Raw genomic sequence first — 17,292 nt, 5'->3', positions numbered from 1 at the left:
TTCAAAGAGAATTTTATGAACTGCGTTCAATCTAAAAACCACCATCATCACCATCATCCTGACTAGTCTTTCAGGCGATGTGTGCTGGAAGACGTTTGGATCTTCCAGAGGTGCATGAACGCAAAGAGAGCCCCCGGAAGATTTACTTCCGGGGGCTTTTTTTTGAATTAAATTCGGACAGATTCAGACAGGTATAAGAGGAAAAGAAGAATGTTAGACAACAGCCGTTTACGCATAGCTATTCAAAAATCAGGCCGCCTGAGCGAAGATTCACGCGAATTATTGAGCCGCTGCGGCATCAAAGTGAATCTGCACACTCAGCGCCTGATTGCGCTGGCAGAAAATATGCCGATCGATATTCTGCGCGTGCGTGATGACGATATCCCGGGCCTGATTATGGACGGCGTGGTCGATCTGGGCATTATCGGCGAAAACGTGCTGGAAGAAGAGCTGCTGAGCCGCCGCGCTCAGGGCGAAGACCCGCGCTACTTCACCCTGCGTCGCCTGGACTTCGGCGGCTGCCGCCTGTCGCTGGCTACGCCGGCGGACGAGCGCTGGGACGGCCCGGCGGCGCTGGACGGCAAGCGTATCGCCACCTCCTACCCGCACCTGCTGAAGCGCTACCTCGATCAGAAAGGCATTTCGTTTAAGTCCTGCCTGCTGAACGGCTCCGTTGAAGTCGCCCCGCGCGCGGGCCTCGCCGATGCGATTTGCGACCTGGTGTCTACCGGCGCAACCCTCGAAGCCAACGGCCTGCGCGAAGTGGAAGTAATGTTCCGCTCCAAAGCCTGCCTGATTCAGCGCGATGGCGACATCGCCGATGCCAAACAGCAGCTGATTGACCGCCTGCTGACCCGTATTCAGGGCGTTATCCAGGCGCGGGAATCGAAATACATCATGATGCACGCGCCGACCGAGCGTCTGGAAGAAGTCGTGGCTCTGCTGCCAGGCGCCGAGCGCCCAACGATCCTGCCGCTGGCGGGCGATAAGCAGCGCGTCGCGATGCACATGGTCAGCAGCGAAACCCTGTTCTGGGAAACCATGGAAAAACTGAAAGCGCTCGGCGCCAGCTCGATCCTGGTTCTGCCGATTGAGAAGATGATGGAGTAATCCAGCCAGCTCAGGCCCCACCGGGCCTGTCTCAGAGATTAAACAGGGGAAACGATCATGAGCTTCAACACAATCATCGACTGGAATAGCTGTAGCGCCGAACAACAGCAACAACTATTAATGCGCCCGGCAATTTCCGCTTCCGACAGCATCACACGCACCGTTGCTGAGATCCTTGATAACGTCAAACAAAACGGCGACGCGGCGCTGCGCGAGTACAGCGCAAAGTTTGATAAGACCGACGTCAAGGCGCTGAAGGTCAGCGACGAAGAGATCGCCGCCGCCGGCGAGCGCCTGAGCGACGAGCTCAAGCAGGCGATGGCGGTTGCGGTACGCAATATTGAAACCTTCCACAACGCCCAGCAGCTTCCGGGCGTGGACGTTGAGACGCTTCCGGGCGTGCGCTGCCAGCAGGTCACCCGCCCTATCGCCTCCGTCGGCCTCTATATTCCCGGCGGCTCGGCGCCGCTGTTCTCTACCGTATTAATGCTGGCGACGCCGGCGCGCATCGCCGGCTGTCAGCAGGTGGTGCTGTGCTCCCCGCCGCCCATTGCCGATGAAATTCTCTATGCCGCCCAGCTGTGCGGCGCGCGTAACGTCTTTAACGTCGGCGGCGCGCAGGCGATTGCGGCGCTGGCCTTCGGCAGCGAATCGATTGCCAAAGTGGACAAAATCTTTGGCCCGGGTAACGCCTTCGTGACCGAGGCTAAGCGTCAGGTCAGCCAGCGTCTCGACGGCGCGGCGATCGACATGCCCGCCGGTCCGTCAGAAGTTCTGGTGATTGCCGACAGCGGCGCGACGCCGGACTTCGTGGCGTCAGACCTGCTGTCGCAGGCCGAGCACGGCCCGGATTCGCAGGTTATTCTGCTGACCCCCGACGCTGAAATGGGCCGCCGCGTCGCCCAGGCCGTTGAGCGCCAGCTGGCGGAGCTGCCGCGGGCGGAAACCGCTCGCGAGGCGCTCTCAGCCAGCCGCATTATCGTGGCGCGCGACCTCGCGCAGTGCGTGGAGATCTCCAACCAGTACGGCCCGGAGCACCTGATTATTCAGACCCGCAGGGCGCGCGAGCTGGTTGACAGCATCACCAGCGCCGGGTCGGTATTCCTCGGCGACTGGTCGCCAGAGTCGGCGGGCGATTATGCCTCCGGCACCAACCACGTGCTGCCGACCTACGGCTATACCTCTACCTGTTCCAGCCTCGGTCTGGCGGATTTCCAGAAGCGCATGACGGTGCAGGAGCTGTCCCGCGAAGGCTTTTCCGCCCTGGCGTCAACGATTGAAATTCTCGCCGCCGCCGAGCGCCTGACCGCCCACAAAAATGCCGTTACGCTGCGCGTTGCAGCGCTTAAGGAGCAAGCATGAGCATCGAAGATTTAGCCCGCGCTAACGTCCGTGACCTGACGCCGTACCAGTCTGCTCGCCGCCTGGGCGGTAAAGGCGACGTCTGGCTCAACGCCAACGAATTCCCGACCGCGGTTGAATTCCAGCTAACTCAGCAAACGCTGAACCGCTACCCGGAAGGCCAGCCGAAAGCGGTGATTGAGAACTACGCGCAGTATGCCGGGGTTAAGCCCGAGCAGGTGCTGGTCAGCCGCGGCGCCGATGAAGGCATTGAGCTGGTGATCCGCGCCTTCTGCGAGCCGGGAGAGGACGCGGTGCTCTACTGCCCGCCAACCTACGGCATGTACGGCGTCAGTACTGAAACCTTCGGCGTAGCCTGCCGGACGGTGCCGAGCCTAAGCGACTGGCAGCTCGATCTCCCCGGCATCGCCGCCAACCTCGACGGCGTGAAGGTGGTCTTTGTCTGCAGCCCCAACAACCCGACCGGGCAGGTGATTAACCCCGACGATATGCGCGCGCTGCTGGAGATGACCCGCGGCAAGGCGATTGTCATCGCCGACGAAGCCTATATCGAATTCTGCCCGCAGGCGACGCTGACCGGCTGGCTGAGCGACTATCCGCACCTGGTGGTGCTGCGCACGCTGTCGAAGGCCTTTGCCCTCGCCGGGCTGCGCTGCGGCTTTACGCTGGCTAACGCCGAGGTGATTAACCTGCTGATGAAGGTTATCGCCCCCTACCCGCTCTCCACGCCGGTCGCCGATATCGCCGCCCAGGCCCTTAATGCTCAGGGGATTGCCGCCATGCGCGCCCGCGTCGCGCAGATCGTAGAGGAGCGAGAGTACCTGATTGGCCAGCTGCGCGGCATCGCCTGCATTGAGCAGGTTTTCGATTCCGAGACCAACTACATCCTCGCACGCATTAAAGCCTCCAGCGCGGTATTTAAATCTTTGTGGGATCAGGGCATTATCTTACGAGACCAGAATAAACAACCCTCATTAAGCGGCTGTTTGCGTATCACTATCGGTACCCGTGCAGAGAGCCAGCGCGTGATTGACGCTTTGACTGCGGAGAATGTATGACCCAGAAGTTTCTCTTTATTGACCGTGACGGTACGCTGATTTCCGAGCCACCGGTTGATTTTCAGGTAGACCGCTTTGAAAAGCTGGCCTTTGAACCGCAGGTGATCCCTGCGCTGCTGAAGCTGCAGCAGGAAGGCTATCGGCTGGTGATGATCACCAATCAGGATGGTCTGGGCACCGACAGCCTGCCGCAGGATGAGTTTGACGGCCCGCACAACCTGATGATGCAGGTATTTGCTTCCCAGGGCGTGAACTTTGAAGAGGTGCTGATTTGTCCGCACCTGCCGACGGAAGGCTGCGACTGCCGCAAGCCGAAAACCCAGCTGGTGCTGCCGTGGCTGGAAGAAGGCGTGCTGGACAAAGCCAACAGCTACGTCATCGGCGATCGCGCCACCGACATCGAGCTGGCGGAAAATATGGGCATTATCGGCCTGCGCTACGACCGCGAGACCCTCGACTGGCCGACCATCTGCGAGCAGCTTACCCGCCGCGACCGCTACGCCCACGTTGAGCGCATCACCAAAGAGACCCAGGTTGATGTGAAGGTCTGGCTGGATCGCGAAGGCGGCAGCAAAATCCACACCGGCGTCGGCTTCTTCGATCATATGCTCGATCAGATAGCCACCCACGGCGGCTTCCGCCTGGAAATTAACGTCGGCGGCGACCTCTATATTGACGATCACCACACGGTGGAAGATACCGGCCTGGCGCTGGGCGAAGCGCTGAAGCTGGCGCTGGGCGATAAGCGCGGCATCAACCGATTTGGCTTTGTGCTGCCGATGGACGAGTGCCTGGCCCGCTGTGCGCTGGATATTTCCGGGCGTCCGCACCTCGAATATAAGGCCGATTTTGCCTATCAGCGCGTTGGCGATCTGAGCACGGAGATGGTGGAGCACTTCTTCCGCTCGCTCTCCTACACCATGGCGGTGACGCTGCACCTGAAAACCAAAGGGAAGAACGATCATCACCGCGTCGAGAGCCTGTTTAAGGCTTTTGGCCGCACGCTGCGTCAGGCAATCCGCGTCCAGGGCGACACGCTGCCATCTTCAAAAGGGGTGCTGTAATGAACGTGGTGATCCTCGATACCGGATGCGCCAACCTCAATTCGGTTAAGTCGGCAATTCTCCGCCACGGCTATCAGCCGGCGGTTAGCCGCGATCCGGACGTGGTGCTGCGCGCCGACAAGCTGTTTTTACCCGGCGTGGGTACCGCCCAGGCGGCGATGGACCAGCTGCGCGACCGCGAGCTGATTGAGCTGGTGAAGGCCTGCACCCAGCCGGTGCTGGGGATCTGCCTCGGCATGCAGCTGCTTGGCCGGCGCAGCGAAGAGAGCAACGGCGTCGATCTGCTGGGCATTATTGATGAAGACGTGCCGAAGATGACCGACCACGGGCTGCCGCTGCCGCATATGGGCTGGAACCGCGTGTACCCGAAAGCGGGGAATCGCCTGTTCAGCGGTATCGAGGACGGGGCCTATTTCTACTTCGTCCACAGCTACGCGATGCCGGTCAATCCGCACACCACCGCCCAGTGCAACTACGGCGAGCCGTTCACCGCCGCGGTACAGCAAGATAACTTTTTTGGCGTGCAGTTCCACCCGGAGCGCTCGGGCAGCGCCGGCGCCCAGCTGCTGAAAAATTTCCTGGAGATGTGATGATAATTCCGGCTTTAGATTTAATTGACGGCACGGTAGTCCGTCTCCACCAGGGCGATTACGGCCAGCAGCGCGACTACGGTAACGATCCGCTGCCGCGCCTGCAGTCCTACGCCGCTCAGGGCGCAGAGGTGCTGCACCTGGTCGATCTGACCGGCGCGAAAGATCCTGAAAAGCGACAGATTGCGCTGCTCAAAACGCTGGTTGCCGGCGTTGACGTACCGGTACAGGTCGGCGGCGGCGTGCGTACGGAAGAGGACGTCGCGGCCCTGCTCGATGCCGGCGTCGCGCGCGTGGTGGTAGGGTCTACGGCGGTGAAATCGCCGGAGACGGTGAAGGGCTGGTTCAAACGTTTCGGCCCGCAGCATCTGGTGCTGGCGCTCGACGTGCGCATCGATGCCGAGGGTAATAAGCAGGTGGCGGTCAGCGGCTGGCAGGAAAACTCCGGGGTGACCCTCGAGGAGCTGGTAGAAAGCTATCTGCCGGTTGGCCTGCAGCACGTGCTGTGCACCGACATCTCCCGCGACGGCACCCTGGCCGGTTCTAACGTCTCTTTATATGAAGAGGTGTGCGCCCGCTATCCGCAGGTCGCGTTCCAGTCCTCCGGCGGCATCGGCGATCTTAACGATATCGCCGCGCTGCGCGGAACCGGCGTTCGCGGCGTCATTGTCGGCCGCGCCCTGCTGGAAGATAAATTCAACGTAACGGAGGCCATTCAATGCTGGCAAAACGGATAATCCCCTGCCTCGACGTTCGCGACGGCCAGGTAGTGAAAGGCGTGCAGTTCCGTAATCATGAAATCATCGGTGATATCGTCCCGCTGGCGAAGCGCTACGCCGACGAAGGCGCGGATGAGCTGGTCTTCTACGATATCACCGCCTCCAGCGATGGCCGGGTGGTCGATAAAAGCTGGGTTTCCCGGGTGGCGGAAGTTATCGATATTCCGTTCTGCGTCGCCGGCGGGATTAAGTCGCTGGAAGACGCGGCGCAGATCCTCTCTTTTGGCGCAGACAAGATTTCAATTAACTCCCCTGCTCTGGCCGATCCGACGCTAATTACCCGCCTCGCCGAACGCTTTGGCGTGCAGTGCATCGTGGTGGGTATCGATACCTGGTTCGACGCCGATACCGGCAAGTACCACGTTAATCAGTACACCGGCGACGAAGCCCGCACCCGGGTGACTCAGTGGGAAACTCTCGACTGGGTAGAGGAAGTGCAGAAGCGCGGGGCCGGAGAGATCGTGCTGAACATGATGAACCAGGACGGCGTGCGTAACGGCTACGATCTTGCGCAGCTGAGCAAAGTCCGCGCCGTGTGCCACGTGCCGCTGATCGCCTCCGGCGGCGCCGGCACGATGGAACACTTCCTTGAAGCCTTCCGCGACGCCAACGTCGACGGCGCGCTGGCCGCATCGGTGTTCCACAAGCAGATTATTAATATTGGTGAACTGAAAGCGTACCTGGCAGCACAGGGCGTGGAGATTAGGGTATGTTAACTGAACAGCTGGACTGGCAAAAAACCGACGGCATGATGCCGGTCATCGTACAGCACGCTATTTCCGGCGAAGTACTGATGCATGGCTACATGAATCAGGAAGCGCTGGCGAAGACCGAAGAGAGCGGAAAGGTAACCTTCTGGTCGCGCACCAAACAGCGCCTGTGGACCAAGGGCGAAACCTCCGGCAACTTCCTCAACGTGGTGAGCATCACGCCGGATTGCGACAACGATACTCTGCTGGTACTGGTTAATCCGATTGGCCCAACCTGCCACAAGGGCACGTCCAGCTGCTTCGGCGAAGCGGGACACCAGTGGCTGTTCCTGTATCAGCTGGAGCAGCTGCTGGCCGAGCGTAAGCACGCCGACCCGGAGAGCTCCTATACCGCGAAGCTGTACGCCAGCGGCACCAAGCGCATTGCGCAGAAGGTTGGCGAGGAAGGCGTGGAAACGGCGCTGGCCGCCACGGTGCATGACCGGTTTGAGCTGAAGAACGAGGCCTCGGACCTGATGTATCACCTGATGGTGCTGCTGCAGGATCAGGAGCTCTCCCTGCAAGACATCATCGCCAACTTAAAAAGCCGTCATCAGTAAACCCGGCGGATTTAAGACATAAAAAAGGCCGGAAGTTGAACAATCCTTATGAAGGATCCGGTTCAGCTTCCGGCCTTTTGCTATGCGGCACCTGAGGCCGTCGACGATGGCTAGCGGTTGCGCTTAAACTCCGCGACCTTCTTCGCCAGCAGCTCTTCACTGGCCTTGATCAGCGAGGTGTACTGCGAGTTTTCAAAGCCCCACAGCGTAGACTGCTGCTCTTCCGCATAGCCCACCAGGAACGGAACCGTGGTCACGACCACCAGATCTTCTGCCGATTCAACGTAGCGGTCGATAGTATTGGTCTCAGCATCGATGTTCGTTTCATCCCAATTTGAGATCAACTCCATCCCGCTACGGGAGTAGATATTCATCACCATGCTGGTCATTTTATCGATGTAGACGTATTCAATACCGTCAATCTCCCTGACATCAATGATTTTGGTATCGTCATGAAGGTGAGCGATGATACCGGCAAAAATATGCCATTTGATCTCAGTGGCCTGCAGGTGGTCGATAATCTTATTGAGCTTCTGGTCGTAATCAAGCGGGAAGATAACGTCATCTTCACAGATAATGCCCATTTTCGCCCTGCTGGCCAGCATCCTGGAAAGCATATATTTATAGCTCATCCCGCAGCCAATCCAGCCAATACGGTAGCGAATACCGTCAAAGAAGCTGAATCCGTGGGAAGGACTTTTAAAGAAGGCCTTTCTACGCACCGGCGTTTCCGACAGCGACAGGCACAGACGCGGAATATCGCTTTCCTCGATATCATCGAAGGCGTAGCTGCTTTCGTACTGTGAGAACGTGAGCTTATCAATCGACAGCAAATAACGCTTCAGATAGACGTTATTTTTCTTATCTTCAGCGGTGAAGCGCGCAATGTCCGCCCGCTTCTCGCGGTAGTGTTGCTCATCAGACAGCAGCGTCTGGAGCTTTTCTACCATCGCCTGAATATCGCCAACCGGGCAGAAATCAATCACCCCCTGCAGGTCCTGATGTTCTTCAATATCCGCACTGCTTTCACTCACGATCGGCGTGCCTAATGACAGCGTTTCATACAAACGCGTCGTCTCAAGCAGCGCATCCTCATAGTAATGGATATTAATAACAACCCGCGCGTCCTTGACCATTTTGGTCAACCGATCGCCAAACACTTCGGAAGCAACGGTGACGTTGAAATGCTTCTTCAGCTCCTGCAGATACGCCTTACGACGTTCGCAATTAGGATCGCCGTAGAATAAAACATCAGCAGCCTTATCGCCCTTGCGATCGCTCAGGTCATAGCCGATCTGCGTGAGATAAGCGGGATAGTCCGCGTAGCTGGAGATCGGCATATAGAACAGCTTCTGATAGGGAATTCCCTGCTGCAGAAGGTATTCGATATTTTTCAGCGAGTAATCAAATATCGCTACCGCGTTATTCAGGCGGGCAAAATACTCCTCGGTAAACCATCTTGAGTTGACCGATTGTTCCATCTGGAAAGCGATATAGTGCTTAGGCAGCTGCTTAAACATCTGCGGACAGACGACGATATGCAGTTGACCGCTGTCATGTTCCTCAACGTATGACGTACTGACCTGCGCAGTAAGGCCATTCTCAAGCAGACTCTTCTCGATAAGATGAGCAACGAATAATGTGTGCTGCGTTGCGAGAATACGCACATCGCCGTTATCAAGGAACGCCGCTGCCGGCGCGGAATCCGTCGCCGCGCGGTTGAATACGCGTTTAAAACCGTCCGCCGCCCCTTTCCAGTTACCGGACATAATGAGGCGCAGCGCGGTTTTATACTTCGATTTTGACAGCAGGCCACCGGAAAGCAGGAAGCGCGATAGCGTCCCGTTACCCGAGGTTGCATGATAGCGAGTCATCGCCCTTATCGTAGAAAATTCACCGCGGCAAATTCGGCCCGACATACGTACCGGCATGGTCAGCTTCCATGACAGGCTGTTACGCATGCGGTTGATCTCTTCTTGCTTCGTTTCCATAGCCGACATCAGGCCGGCTTTGGCGTGCGCCGCAACCTCAACCTTATCCTGCAGCTGTGCGAGGGTGGTGGTGAGTTTTTCACGTTCGGCGACTTCCGCATCCTGCAGCTGCGCGAGGGTAGCCGCGAGCTTCTCACGTTCGGCCGCTTCTGCAGCCAGCTGGTTTTTTAACAGGTCGAGCTGTTTGTTATGTTCTTGCAGGGAGTTTTCTAAAATCTTTCTCATCGCTTTGTCTTGGGAAATGGCTTCATTTATCAATGATGACAGGCTATGCGCGGCCTGTGAAAGGCTACCCGGCATATCAGCTGAGTAAAATTCGATATGCTTGCCGACAATCTCGCGCTCTTCCGGATGACCCAATCTGAATTTGAGGTACTCCTGATTGAAAACCAGGTCGAAAGGAACCAGATACGAGAACAGGTAAAACGCGGCAGCATTGACCGTGGCTGAGGCTCCGGCTAATTCATTGATAAAGGCGTAAGAGCAGTCACCTAAAACCGTCGTTTTCTTGCCGGTTAATATTGCCTCAAGACCGACGCTTGAGTTAATGGTGAAGACTTCGTTGCACTGATTAATGAAGGCAAGGCTATTGGCTGAGTCATCGATTGTAAAAACGTCGTCCCTTAAGCGGAACAGGCTACCCGGATGCGCGCGCACCAGGATGTCCTCTTTTTCATAGCGCTGGCGAACGTACGAAAGCAGCGAAATGTTAGTAAAGTCGTGATTGTAGGCGATCAGATTGGAGTCATCCTCAACCTGAAGCACGACGCCGGCCGCAGAATGAGTGGCCGCTTCTGCGGGCGGTAAAACCTCAAGAAAATAGTTGTGCAAATCGCCCAGCGAGGCCTTGATATCGAACTCGGCCTGACATTTTTCATAGCGAGCGCTGGCTTCGGTCCCGCCATTGACGCCGGCAAAGTCCAGATAGGCAGTGTTGCGATACATCGGTGCTCGCAGCGGGCCAATCTCGATGTGCATCACCTCTTTGCCAAGCGTCCTGGCGACATGCTCCAGGGAGGGACAGTTGCAGATAGAGATAAAAGTGTCGATCTGGTCAATTATGCCTTTTTTGCTATCCAGCAAAGCGTGCAGTTCTGTCTCCAGGTCGGGGATCCGCTCGGTCAGGAACGCCGAAAATGATTTAATCGGGTCGTGATGGTGACGAGAAAGCAGCGTTTCGTAGAAAGCGTTATCGAGCGTCAGGTACTCATGACGCGCCATGCTTTGCGCATTTGGCAGTTCATAGCCAAGCGAGGCCATCGACGCCGGATCAAATTCCCACCGTGCGCGCTGAGCTTCATCATCAGTAACGCTGAGATAATCCTCACCGGTAATAAACAGAATGCTATCCGTTGCGCAGTGAAGATATTTATAAAACATCCATAAATAAGGGGCCTTAAGCCCCCTGAACGGATAGGGAGGTAAAAATACAGCCAGCATCATTACTCTCCATTCGAAATAATTTTCAACGGAGCGTGAATCACACCACCCAACTCCCTTGCAGACCAGAATTTAACTTTCATCATCGGACGGCGCTGATCGAGTTCTTCCCGATCGCCGTTGCCAACCTTGGCCAGGCCACAGTGAATGAGATAATCGCCCGAGTTAATAGGCAGCGTCGCTTTATATACGATACGCTGGCGGCCGGGTCGCAGGGTAATTGCTGAACCGGCTCCGATATTACTGTCTCCCCAGATATCACCCCCCTGCGCTTTCGACATGGAGATGCCTAACGCGATATCTTTAATTTCTTCGCTAGCCAGAATGGTAAAATCAAAGGTCACTTCTTCGCCTGATTTAATCAGTGGCTTTTCGGCCAGAGTGGTGCCATCCGATTTATAAATCGTCAGATCTTCAATAATTGCACGCGCGCTGCCGAAGCGCTTCTCACCAGTGGCCTCATTGGTGGTGCGCAGCTGGATGGCTTTCAGCTCTTCGACGCTAACTTCTTCAGCTGAACCCTGGTCCGCCGCGCGGTTTGCAGCTGGCTTCGCGCTCCCGTTAGCAAGGATCATCCCTTTTTCATAGGCCAGAACCGCGGCCAGCACATCCGTGGTATCACCAATAAGCTTACCGTGTTCCATCACCAGACAGCGGTCCGCATATTCAAGAATGCTGCCGGTCGAATGGGTCACCATAATGATCGTCACGCCCTTCGCACGCAGCGCTTCCATCCGCTTATAGCACTTGTACTGGAAACCAATGTCGCCAACCGCCAACGCCTCGTCGACAATTAAGATCTCCGGTTCTACGCAGGCCTGAACGGCAAAAGCCAGGCGCACGTACATCCCGCTGGAGTAGGTCTTCACGGGCTGATCGATAAACTGGCCAATGTCGGCAAATTCTTCAATCTCAGCAAATTTTGCAGCAATTTGCTCTTTCGTTAACCCCAGCACCGAACCGTTCATATAGACGTTTTCACGCCCGGTAAACTCGGGGTTAAAGCCAGCACCGAGCTCCAACAGAGCGGCAATACGCCCGTTGACCCGGACTTCTCCTGCAGAAGGCGTTAAGGTTCCGCAGATCGTTTGCAGAAGCGTCGATTTACCCGCCCCGTTACGGCCGATAATACCGACGGTTTCTCCCTTCTTGATGCTGAAGGAGACATCGTCTAATGCCCAGAACTCGCGGAAATAGCAGTTGCGCTCTCTTCTGGCAACCTGCTGAATTTTTGGCACAAAAAACTGTTTTAAACGATCGGTCGGACTGGCGTAGATCTGATAGCATTTGCTCAGATTAGTGACCTGGATAGCAATTTCATTAGAGGACATCAGCAAATCCCTTCCTTGTTTTCTGGAAGAAGACAAAACCCAGCCAGGCGACAACTGCGGCGCCCATGGAATAGAGTAAAAGACCCAGGAAATTAGGCATACCGCCCCAAATCAGAACGCTTCGGGCTTGTTCAATAATAAAGGTCAGCGGGTTGAGCATAATCCAAATATGATATTTCGCAGGCAAGGCACTAATCGGGAAAAATACCGGAGATAAGAACATCATGACGGTGGTGATAATCACCGTAGTCTGGCTGACATCGCGCAGGAAAACGCCCAATGAGGCGAGGATCCACGATAAGCCAAGACAGAAGATGACTAGCGGGAAGAAAACCAGCGGCAGGAACACAATCGTCCAGTGCAAATAGCCGTTAAAAAGCACAAAGGCCACCAGCAGAACGAACAGGCTAATGCAGGTATGGAAAAGAGCCGCCAGCAGGGAAATCACCGGCAAGGTTTCAAGCGGAAATATGACCTTTTTAACATAGTTAGTGTTGCTAAGGATGATCAGTGGCGCCTTATTGATGACCTCACTGAAGAAACCGTGCACGATCATACCGACAAACAGGATTATCGCAAACTGCGTTCTGCTCTCATCGCCACCGGCGGACCAGCGAGCTTTGAACACCACGGAGAACACGAAGGTATATACGGTTAGCATGAATAGCGGGTTCAGGAAGGACCAAAGCAGGCCCATCACCGAACCTTTGTATCTTCCGATAACATCCCGTTTAGCCATCTGGAGGATGATCCCCCGATGGCCAAAAATACTACGTGCAATCTCTACGGGTGATGATGAAAGTTTTTGATGCGGGTTTTTCATTTTAAACTCGTAATAAAATTATCTGAACAATCAACCTAACTTCCGGGGAATTTCAAGCAGCGCTTTTTTATTGTACGCATGCCTCTTGCGGTCAAAAAACCATCCCCACTTATTAAAGTAGGAAATCGCAGAGCGAACATGATACCAAAGCAACAGCTTGCTTTTATATGACCCCTTATTGAAAAGGTGAATAATTGTCGCATCCGGGAAATAATATATCTTAGTGAACGGCAGCGCGCGGCGACATAGATCAACGTCTTCTAAATACATGAAGTAGCGCTCATCAAAACCATTCAGCTTCTGGAGCAAACTATTCGTTAGCAGCATGAAGCAGCCGGAGACCGAAGGCGGTGAGAAAACCTTATCGTACTCGGCATCCATCAGCTCGTACTCAACGTCAAACTTCAGCGCAGTGGTGGGTAAAAAACGCCTTAAAAACAGGTTAACCGGCGTGGGCAGTAAGCGACAGCTGTATTGCCGATCCCCATTTTTATAGAGAATGGTAGGTGAGACAAAGGGGAACTGGTTATCCCAGGCGAAGGACAATAATTTATCCAGCTCGCCTCTGTCAAAACTAACATCCGGATTACAAATCAGAAAATAACCATCAAAATCAGTATTAGCTTTGATTGCCAAATTGTGACCAGCACCGAACCCACAGTTATAAGGAGATTTGATATAACTGATTTTCGGTTCGCTCAGCTCTGTAACCCATTGACATCCGCCATTATCCACTAAGACAATTTTTTCAACACCACTCTCATGACATAACGAGATCAACGTATCTTTAATATCATCATAGGAATGATTAAATAATACAATAGAAGCGATTATCTTCGGCTTCATTGCTTCATAAGTCATGAATCTATTACCTTTAGAGTAAACATCGCTATTTAATTATTATTATAATTCTTAATGAATAAAAGAGGATGCGTTAAGCATATCAAATCTACAAATGACTTACGGTCAGGCATATACTTCAGCGGTTGCCAGAGTATGAGCCTGCATATCTTTCTCTGACAATGAAAGCGCGCAGCCGCTTAGCTCAGGCCACTCAATGCCAATTTGCGGATCGTTCCAGAGAATGCTGCGCTCCGACTGCGGTGCGTAGTAGTTGGTCGCTTTATAGACAAACTGCACCGTCTCGCTCAGCGCCATAAATCCGTGTGCAAACCCTTCCGGGATCCACAGCTGACGCTTGTTTTCCGCGCTCAGCACAACCCCAACCCACTGACCAAACGTCGGCGATGAGCGACGTACGTCGACGGCAACGTCGAACACTTCGCCTTCAACGCAGCGCACCAGTTTACCCTGCGCATGCGGGGCCAGCTGATAGTGCAGCCCGCGCAGCACGCCTTTCTGCGACTGCGAGTGGTTATCCTGCACAAACTCAACCTTGCGGCCTACCGCCTCATCAAAGATCTTGCTGCTGAAGCTTTCAAAGAAAAATCCGCGCGCGTCGCCAAAGACTCTCGGCTCGCAGATTAAGACCTCAGGAATGTCTGTTTTAATAATATTCATGCTTGTGTATTTACCTACTTACCTAAAACTTCAACAACAACGCGCTCAACGCCCTGGCGCCAGTCCGGGAGCGTTACGCCAAATACCCGCTGGAATTTCTCATTCAACAGGCGGGAATTCAGCGGACGTTTTGCTGGCGTTGGATAAGCCGTTGTAGGGATCCCGTTAACCTCTTTGATGGCCAGCTGCACACCGTTTGCCCGCGCCACATCAAAGACAAAGCGGGCATAGTCATACCAGCTGGTTTCACCGCTGGCCACCAGATGGTAGGTCCCGGCAACCGCCCTGTTACGCAGCTCTTCACGAATGGCGATGGCGGTACAATCCGCCAGCAGCTCGGCACCGGTCGGCGCGCCGTGCTGGTCGTTAATAATCGACAGCGTCTCTTTTTCGCCCGCCAGGCGCAGCATGGTTTTGGCAAAGTTGGCCCCACGCGTCGCGTAGACCCAGCTGGTACGGAAAATCAGATGGCGAGGGTTCGCCTGCGCCAGCGCCAGTTCACCTGCGCGCTTGGTTTCGCCATAAACGTTCAGCGGCCCGGTGGCCTCGTCTTCGGGGCGATAATGCTCGCCTTCTCCATCAAAGACATAGTCGGTGGAGTAGTGCACCATCAGGGCTCCCAGCTTCGCCGACTCCTCCGCCAGTACCGCTACGCCCCGCTCATTCAGTAGATCGGATAGCTCGCGTTCGCTTTCGGCTTTATCCACCGCCGTATGCGCGGCCGCATTGACAACCACATCCGGTTTAACCTGGCGGACGGTTTGCGCAATCCCGGCAAGATCCGTCAGATCGCCGCATAGTTCCTTATCGAAATAGTCAACGGCGACCACCTCACCCAGCGTGGACAGCGAGCGCTGCAGCTCCCAGCCAACCTGACCATTTTTGCCAATAAGTAAAATTTTCATTAATTCATACCCTGTATTTGGTCGGCAGACGATTAACGCTCATTGAGCAGACGTTTCAAATAAGCGCCATATTCCGTTTTCTTCAGCCGCTCGGCCTGAGCCTCAACCCCTTCTGCAGACAGCCATTTATTACGGAAGGCTACCTCTTCCAGGCAGGCCACTTTCATACCCTGGCGCTTCTCAATGGTGTGGATGAACTGAGAGGCTTCCATCAGGCTGTCGTGGGTACCGGTATCAAGCCAGGCAAAACCGCGGCCCAGCAGTTCAACCTGCAGGTCGCCACGCTCCAGATACATCTGGTTGAGGGTGGTAATTTCCAGCTCGCCGCGCGCGGAAGGCTTCACTTCCTTCGCCATCTCTACGACGTCGTTGTCATAAAAATAGAGGCCGGTTACCGCCCAGTTTGATTTCGGCTTCAGCGGCTTCTCTTCGATCGACAGCGCCCTGAAGTTTTCATCAAACTCCACCACGCCAAAGCGTTCAGGATCGAGAACCTGGTAGCCAAAGACGGTGGCGCCCGACGTTTTGCTGGCCGCGGCCTCCAGTTTTTTACCGAAGCTTTGCCCGAAGTAAATATTATCGCCCAGCACCAGCGCGCAGGAATCATTGCCGATGAACTCTTCACCGATGATAAAGGCCTGCGCCAGACCGTCCGGAGACGGCTGGATTGCATAGGAGAAGTTGACGCCAAACTGCGAACCATCGCCCAGCAGACGCTGGAACGCCGGCATATCTTCCGGCGTGGAAATAATCAGGATGTCCCTGATACCGGCAAGCATCAGCACCGAAACCGGGTAGTAAATCATCGGTTTGTCGTAAATCGGCAGCAGTTGTTTCGACACGCCCTGAGTAATCGGGTACAAGCGGGTGCCGGAACCGCCGGCCAGAACAATACCTTTCATCCTGCAATCCACCTTAATTAGTTATTCAGACCAAGACGCTCGCCGGCATAGGAGCCGTCCAGCACGCGCTGCCACCAGGTCTGATTGTTCAGATACCAGTGCACCGTTTTTTCAATGCCGCTTTCGAACGTTTCTTCCGGCACCCAGCCGAGGTCGCGCTGAATCTTAGCCGCATCGATAGCGTAGCGCAGGTCATGGCCCGGGCGGTCTTTGACAAAGGTAATGAGATCGGCAAAGTGGCTGATATTGCCCGGCTTCTGCTCCACCACTTTATCAAGGATGGCGCAGATGGTTCTGACCACATCGATATTTTTACGCTCGTTATGGCCGCCGATATTGTAGGTTTCGCCGCTATGTCCTTCGGTAGCCACCTTATACAGCGCTCTCGCGTGATCTTCGACGTACAGCCAGTCGCGGACCTGTTCACCGTTGCCATAGACCGGCAGCGGTTTGCCCGCCAGCGCGTTGAGAATAGTCAGCGGGATCAGTTTTTCCGGGAAGTGATACGGACCGTAGTTGTTCGAGCAGTTAGTCACCACCACCGGCAGTCCGTAGGTGCGGTTCCAGGCGCGCACTAAATGATCGCTACCGGCTTTCGAGGCCGAGTACGGGCTGCTTGGTGCGTAGGAGGTTTCTTCCGTGAACAGGTCATCGGTACCGTGCAGGTCGCCGTAGACTTCATCGGTGGAGATATGGTGGAAGCGGAAGCGTTGTTTCTGCGCTTCGTTCAGCGACTGATAGTAGTGACGCGCCGCCTCAAGCAGCGTAAACGTGCCGATCAGGTTAGTCTGGATAAAGGCTGCAGGACCGTCAATAGAGCGGTCAACGTGGCTTTCAGCCGCCAGGTGCATCACGATATCAGGCTGAAACTCACTGAACTGCCCGGCGATCCCCTGCGCGTCGGTGATATCCGTGCGTGAAAACGAATAGCGTTCATTTTGGGCAACGGATGCCAGAGACTCGAGATTACCCGCGTACGTCAGGCAATCCACGACGCGAACGTCATCCTGGGTATTTTCAATAATATGACGAACAACGGCGGAACCGATAAAACCCGCGCCACCCGTAACAAGGATCTTCATACTTTATCTCATTTTTCAAATAGTT

The 17,292-nt window shown here is 55.1% G+C and carries 17 protein-coding genes and 1 other annotated feature; of the genes, 9 read left to right on the top strand and 8 right to left on the bottom strand.

Annotated elements, in window-relative coordinates:
• The first annotated feature begins 15 nt into the window (after window positions 1-15).
• The 9 genes from hisL (at window position 16) to hisIE (ending at window position 7,272) form a co-directional block, all read left to right on the top strand.
• Window positions 16-66 carry a his operon leader peptide gene (gene hisL, locus HCK03_RS08625; RefSeq protein ID WP_115193915.1) on the top strand — a complete coding sequence of 17 codons (51 nt, stop codon included), beginning with the start codon at window positions 16-18 and terminating at the stop codon, window positions 64-66.
• Window positions 42-164, top strand: a sequence feature (His leader region). It overlaps the preceding gene by 25 nt.
• Window positions 165-210: 46 nt before the next feature.
• Window positions 211-1,110, top strand: a complete 900-nt coding sequence (gene hisG, locus HCK03_RS08620; RefSeq protein WP_041146363.1) for an ATP phosphoribosyltransferase — start codon at window positions 211-213, stop codon at window positions 1,108-1,110.
• A gap of 57 nt (window positions 1,111-1,167) precedes the next feature.
• Window positions 1,168-2,472 (top strand): histidinol dehydrogenase, encoded by a 1,305-nt coding sequence (gene hisD / locus HCK03_RS08615; RefSeq protein WP_167691406.1) that lies wholly within the window; start codon window positions 1,168-1,170, stop codon window positions 2,470-2,472.
• Window positions 2,469-3,530 (top strand): histidinol-phosphate transaminase, encoded by a 1,062-nt coding sequence (gene hisC, locus HCK03_RS08610; protein ID WP_167691405.1) that lies wholly within the window; start codon window positions 2,469-2,471, stop codon window positions 3,528-3,530. The genes hisD and hisC overlap by 4 nt, the downstream gene beginning before the upstream one ends.
• Complete coding sequence (gene hisB / locus HCK03_RS08605; RefSeq protein ID WP_118842210.1) at window positions 3,527-4,594, top strand: bifunctional histidinol-phosphatase/imidazoleglycerol-phosphate dehydratase HisB; 1,068 nt, start codon at window positions 3,527-3,529, stop codon at window positions 4,592-4,594. The genes hisC and hisB overlap by 4 nt, the downstream gene beginning before the upstream one ends.
• Window positions 4,594-5,184 carry an imidazole glycerol phosphate synthase subunit HisH gene (gene hisH, locus HCK03_RS08600; protein WP_041146367.1) on the top strand — a complete coding sequence of 197 codons (591 nt, stop codon included), beginning with the start codon at window positions 4,594-4,596 and terminating at the stop codon, window positions 5,182-5,184. The genes hisB and hisH overlap by 1 nt, the downstream gene beginning before the upstream one ends.
• Complete coding sequence (hisA, locus tag HCK03_RS08595) at window positions 5,184-5,921, top strand: 1-(5-phosphoribosyl)-5-[(5-phosphoribosylamino)methylideneamino]imidazole-4-carboxamide isomerase (RefSeq protein ID WP_076945658.1); 738 nt, start codon at window positions 5,184-5,186, stop codon at window positions 5,919-5,921. The genes hisH and hisA overlap by 1 nt, the downstream gene beginning before the upstream one ends.
• Window positions 5,903-6,679, top strand: coding sequence for an imidazole glycerol phosphate synthase subunit HisF (hisF, locus tag HCK03_RS08590; RefSeq protein WP_076945659.1), 777 nt, complete (start codon window positions 5,903-5,905; stop codon window positions 6,677-6,679). The genes hisA and hisF overlap by 19 nt, the downstream gene beginning before the upstream one ends.
• Entirely contained in the window at window positions 6,673-7,272 is a 600-nt protein-coding gene (hisIE, locus tag HCK03_RS08585; protein WP_041146370.1) for a bifunctional phosphoribosyl-AMP cyclohydrolase/phosphoribosyl-ATP diphosphatase HisIE, read from the top strand. The genes hisF and hisIE overlap by 7 nt, the downstream gene beginning before the upstream one ends.
• A 110-nt stretch (window positions 7,273-7,382) precedes the next feature.
• Here hisIE and HCK03_RS08580 read toward each other — a convergent pair whose 3' ends face one another.
• The 8 genes from HCK03_RS08580 to rfbB all read right to left on the bottom strand — a co-directional run bounded on the left by HCK03_RS08580 (window position 7,383) and on the right by rfbB (window position 17,267).
• The gene (locus tag HCK03_RS08580; protein ID WP_228283766.1) at window positions 7,383-10,706 is read right to left on the bottom strand and encodes a GT99 family glycosyltransferase N-terminal domain-containing protein; all 3,324 of its coding nucleotides are present in this window, start codon (window positions 10,704-10,706) and stop codon (window positions 7,383-7,385) included.
• The gene (locus HCK03_RS08575) at window positions 10,706-12,034 is read right to left on the bottom strand and encodes an ABC transporter ATP-binding protein (protein WP_167692408.1); all 1,329 of its coding nucleotides are present in this window, start codon (window positions 12,032-12,034) and stop codon (window positions 10,706-10,708) included. The genes HCK03_RS08580 and HCK03_RS08575 overlap by 1 nt, the downstream gene beginning before the upstream one ends.
• A complete protein-coding gene (locus tag HCK03_RS08570; protein WP_041146373.1) occupies window positions 12,024-12,857 on the bottom strand; it encodes an ABC transporter permease in 834 nt (277 codons plus the stop codon). Before HCK03_RS08570 ends, HCK03_RS08575 begins: the two co-directional genes overlap by 11 nt.
• 30 nt (window positions 12,858-12,887) lie before the next feature.
• Window positions 12,888-13,718, bottom strand: coding sequence for a glycosyltransferase family 2 protein (locus tag HCK03_RS08565; protein ID WP_041146374.1), 831 nt, complete (start codon window positions 13,716-13,718; stop codon window positions 12,888-12,890).
• A 105-nt stretch (window positions 13,719-13,823) separates the two neighbouring features.
• Window positions 13,824-14,378 (bottom strand): dTDP-4-dehydrorhamnose 3,5-epimerase, encoded by a 555-nt coding sequence (gene rfbC, locus HCK03_RS08560; RefSeq protein ID WP_041146375.1) that lies wholly within the window; start codon window positions 14,376-14,378, stop codon window positions 13,824-13,826.
• A 14-nt stretch (window positions 14,379-14,392) separates the two neighbouring features.
• Window positions 14,393-15,283, bottom strand: coding sequence for a dTDP-4-dehydrorhamnose reductase (gene rfbD, locus HCK03_RS08555; RefSeq protein WP_076945663.1), 891 nt, complete (start codon window positions 15,281-15,283; stop codon window positions 14,393-14,395).
• A gap of 32 nt (window positions 15,284-15,315) precedes the next feature.
• The gene (gene rfbA / locus HCK03_RS08550) at window positions 15,316-16,185 is read right to left on the bottom strand and encodes a glucose-1-phosphate thymidylyltransferase RfbA (RefSeq protein ID WP_041146377.1); all 870 of its coding nucleotides are present in this window, start codon (window positions 16,183-16,185) and stop codon (window positions 15,316-15,318) included.
• Window positions 16,186-16,202: 17 nt separating this feature from the next.
• On the bottom strand, window positions 16,203-17,267 hold the full coding sequence (gene rfbB, locus HCK03_RS08545; RefSeq protein ID WP_041146378.1) for a dTDP-glucose 4,6-dehydratase: 1,065 nt from the start codon (window positions 17,265-17,267) through the stop codon (window positions 16,203-16,205).
• Between the last annotated feature and the right edge of the window lie 25 nt (window positions 17,268-17,292).

Origin of the sequence: Klebsiella terrigena (assembly GCF_012029655.1) — a bacterium.
Classification (GTDB): Bacteria; Pseudomonadota; Gammaproteobacteria; order Enterobacterales; family Enterobacteriaceae; genus Klebsiella; species Klebsiella terrigena.
Note: the sequence above shows the minus strand (reverse complement) of the source record. Positions and strands in the feature narration are given on the sequence as shown.

Bases quoted from the DNA above. Each gene is read 5' to 3' on its own strand.
- hisG (WP_041146363.1), top strand. From the start codon at position 211: ATGTTAGACAACAGCCGTTTACGCATAGCTATTCAAAAATCAGGCCGC.
- HCK03_RS08580 (WP_228283766.1), bottom strand. From the start codon at position 10,706: ATGATGCTGGCTGTATTTTTACCTCCCTATCCGTTCAGGGGGCTTAAG.
- HCK03_RS08570 (WP_041146373.1), bottom strand. From the start codon at position 12,857: ATGAAAAACCCGCATCAAAAACTTTCATCATCACCCGTAGAGATTGCA.
- rfbC (WP_041146375.1), bottom strand. From the start codon at position 14,378: ATGAATATTATTAAAACAGACATTCCTGAGGTCTTAATCTGCGAGCCG.
- hisA (WP_076945658.1), top strand. From the start codon at position 5,184: ATGATAATTCCGGCTTTAGATTTAATTGACGGCACGGTAGTCCGTCTC.
- hisC (WP_167691405.1), top strand. From the start codon at position 2,469: ATGAGCATCGAAGATTTAGCCCGCGCTAACGTCCGTGACCTGACGCCG.
- hisH (WP_041146367.1), top strand. From the start codon at position 4,594: ATGAACGTGGTGATCCTCGATACCGGATGCGCCAACCTCAATTCGGTT.
- rfbB (WP_041146378.1), bottom strand. From the start codon at position 17,267: ATGAAGATCCTTGTTACGGGTGGCGCGGGTTTTATCGGTTCCGCCGTT.
- hisD (WP_167691406.1), top strand. From the start codon at position 1,168: ATGAGCTTCAACACAATCATCGACTGGAATAGCTGTAGCGCCGAACAA.
- HCK03_RS08575 (WP_167692408.1), bottom strand. From the start codon at position 12,034: ATGTCCTCTAATGAAATTGCTATCCAGGTCACTAATCTGAGCAAATGC.
- hisF (WP_076945659.1), top strand. From the start codon at position 5,903: ATGCTGGCAAAACGGATAATCCCCTGCCTCGACGTTCGCGACGGCCAG.
- rfbA (WP_041146377.1), bottom strand. From the start codon at position 16,185: ATGAAAGGTATTGTTCTGGCCGGCGGTTCCGGCACCCGCTTGTACCCG.
- rfbD (WP_076945663.1), bottom strand. From the start codon at position 15,283: ATGAAAATTTTACTTATTGGCAAAAATGGTCAGGTTGGCTGGGAGCTG.
- HCK03_RS08565 (WP_041146374.1), bottom strand. From the start codon at position 13,718: ATGACTTATGAAGCAATGAAGCCGAAGATAATCGCTTCTATTGTATTA.
- hisIE (WP_041146370.1), top strand. From the start codon at position 6,673: ATGTTAACTGAACAGCTGGACTGGCAAAAAACCGACGGCATGATGCCG.
- hisB (WP_118842210.1), top strand. From the start codon at position 3,527: ATGACCCAGAAGTTTCTCTTTATTGACCGTGACGGTACGCTGATTTCC.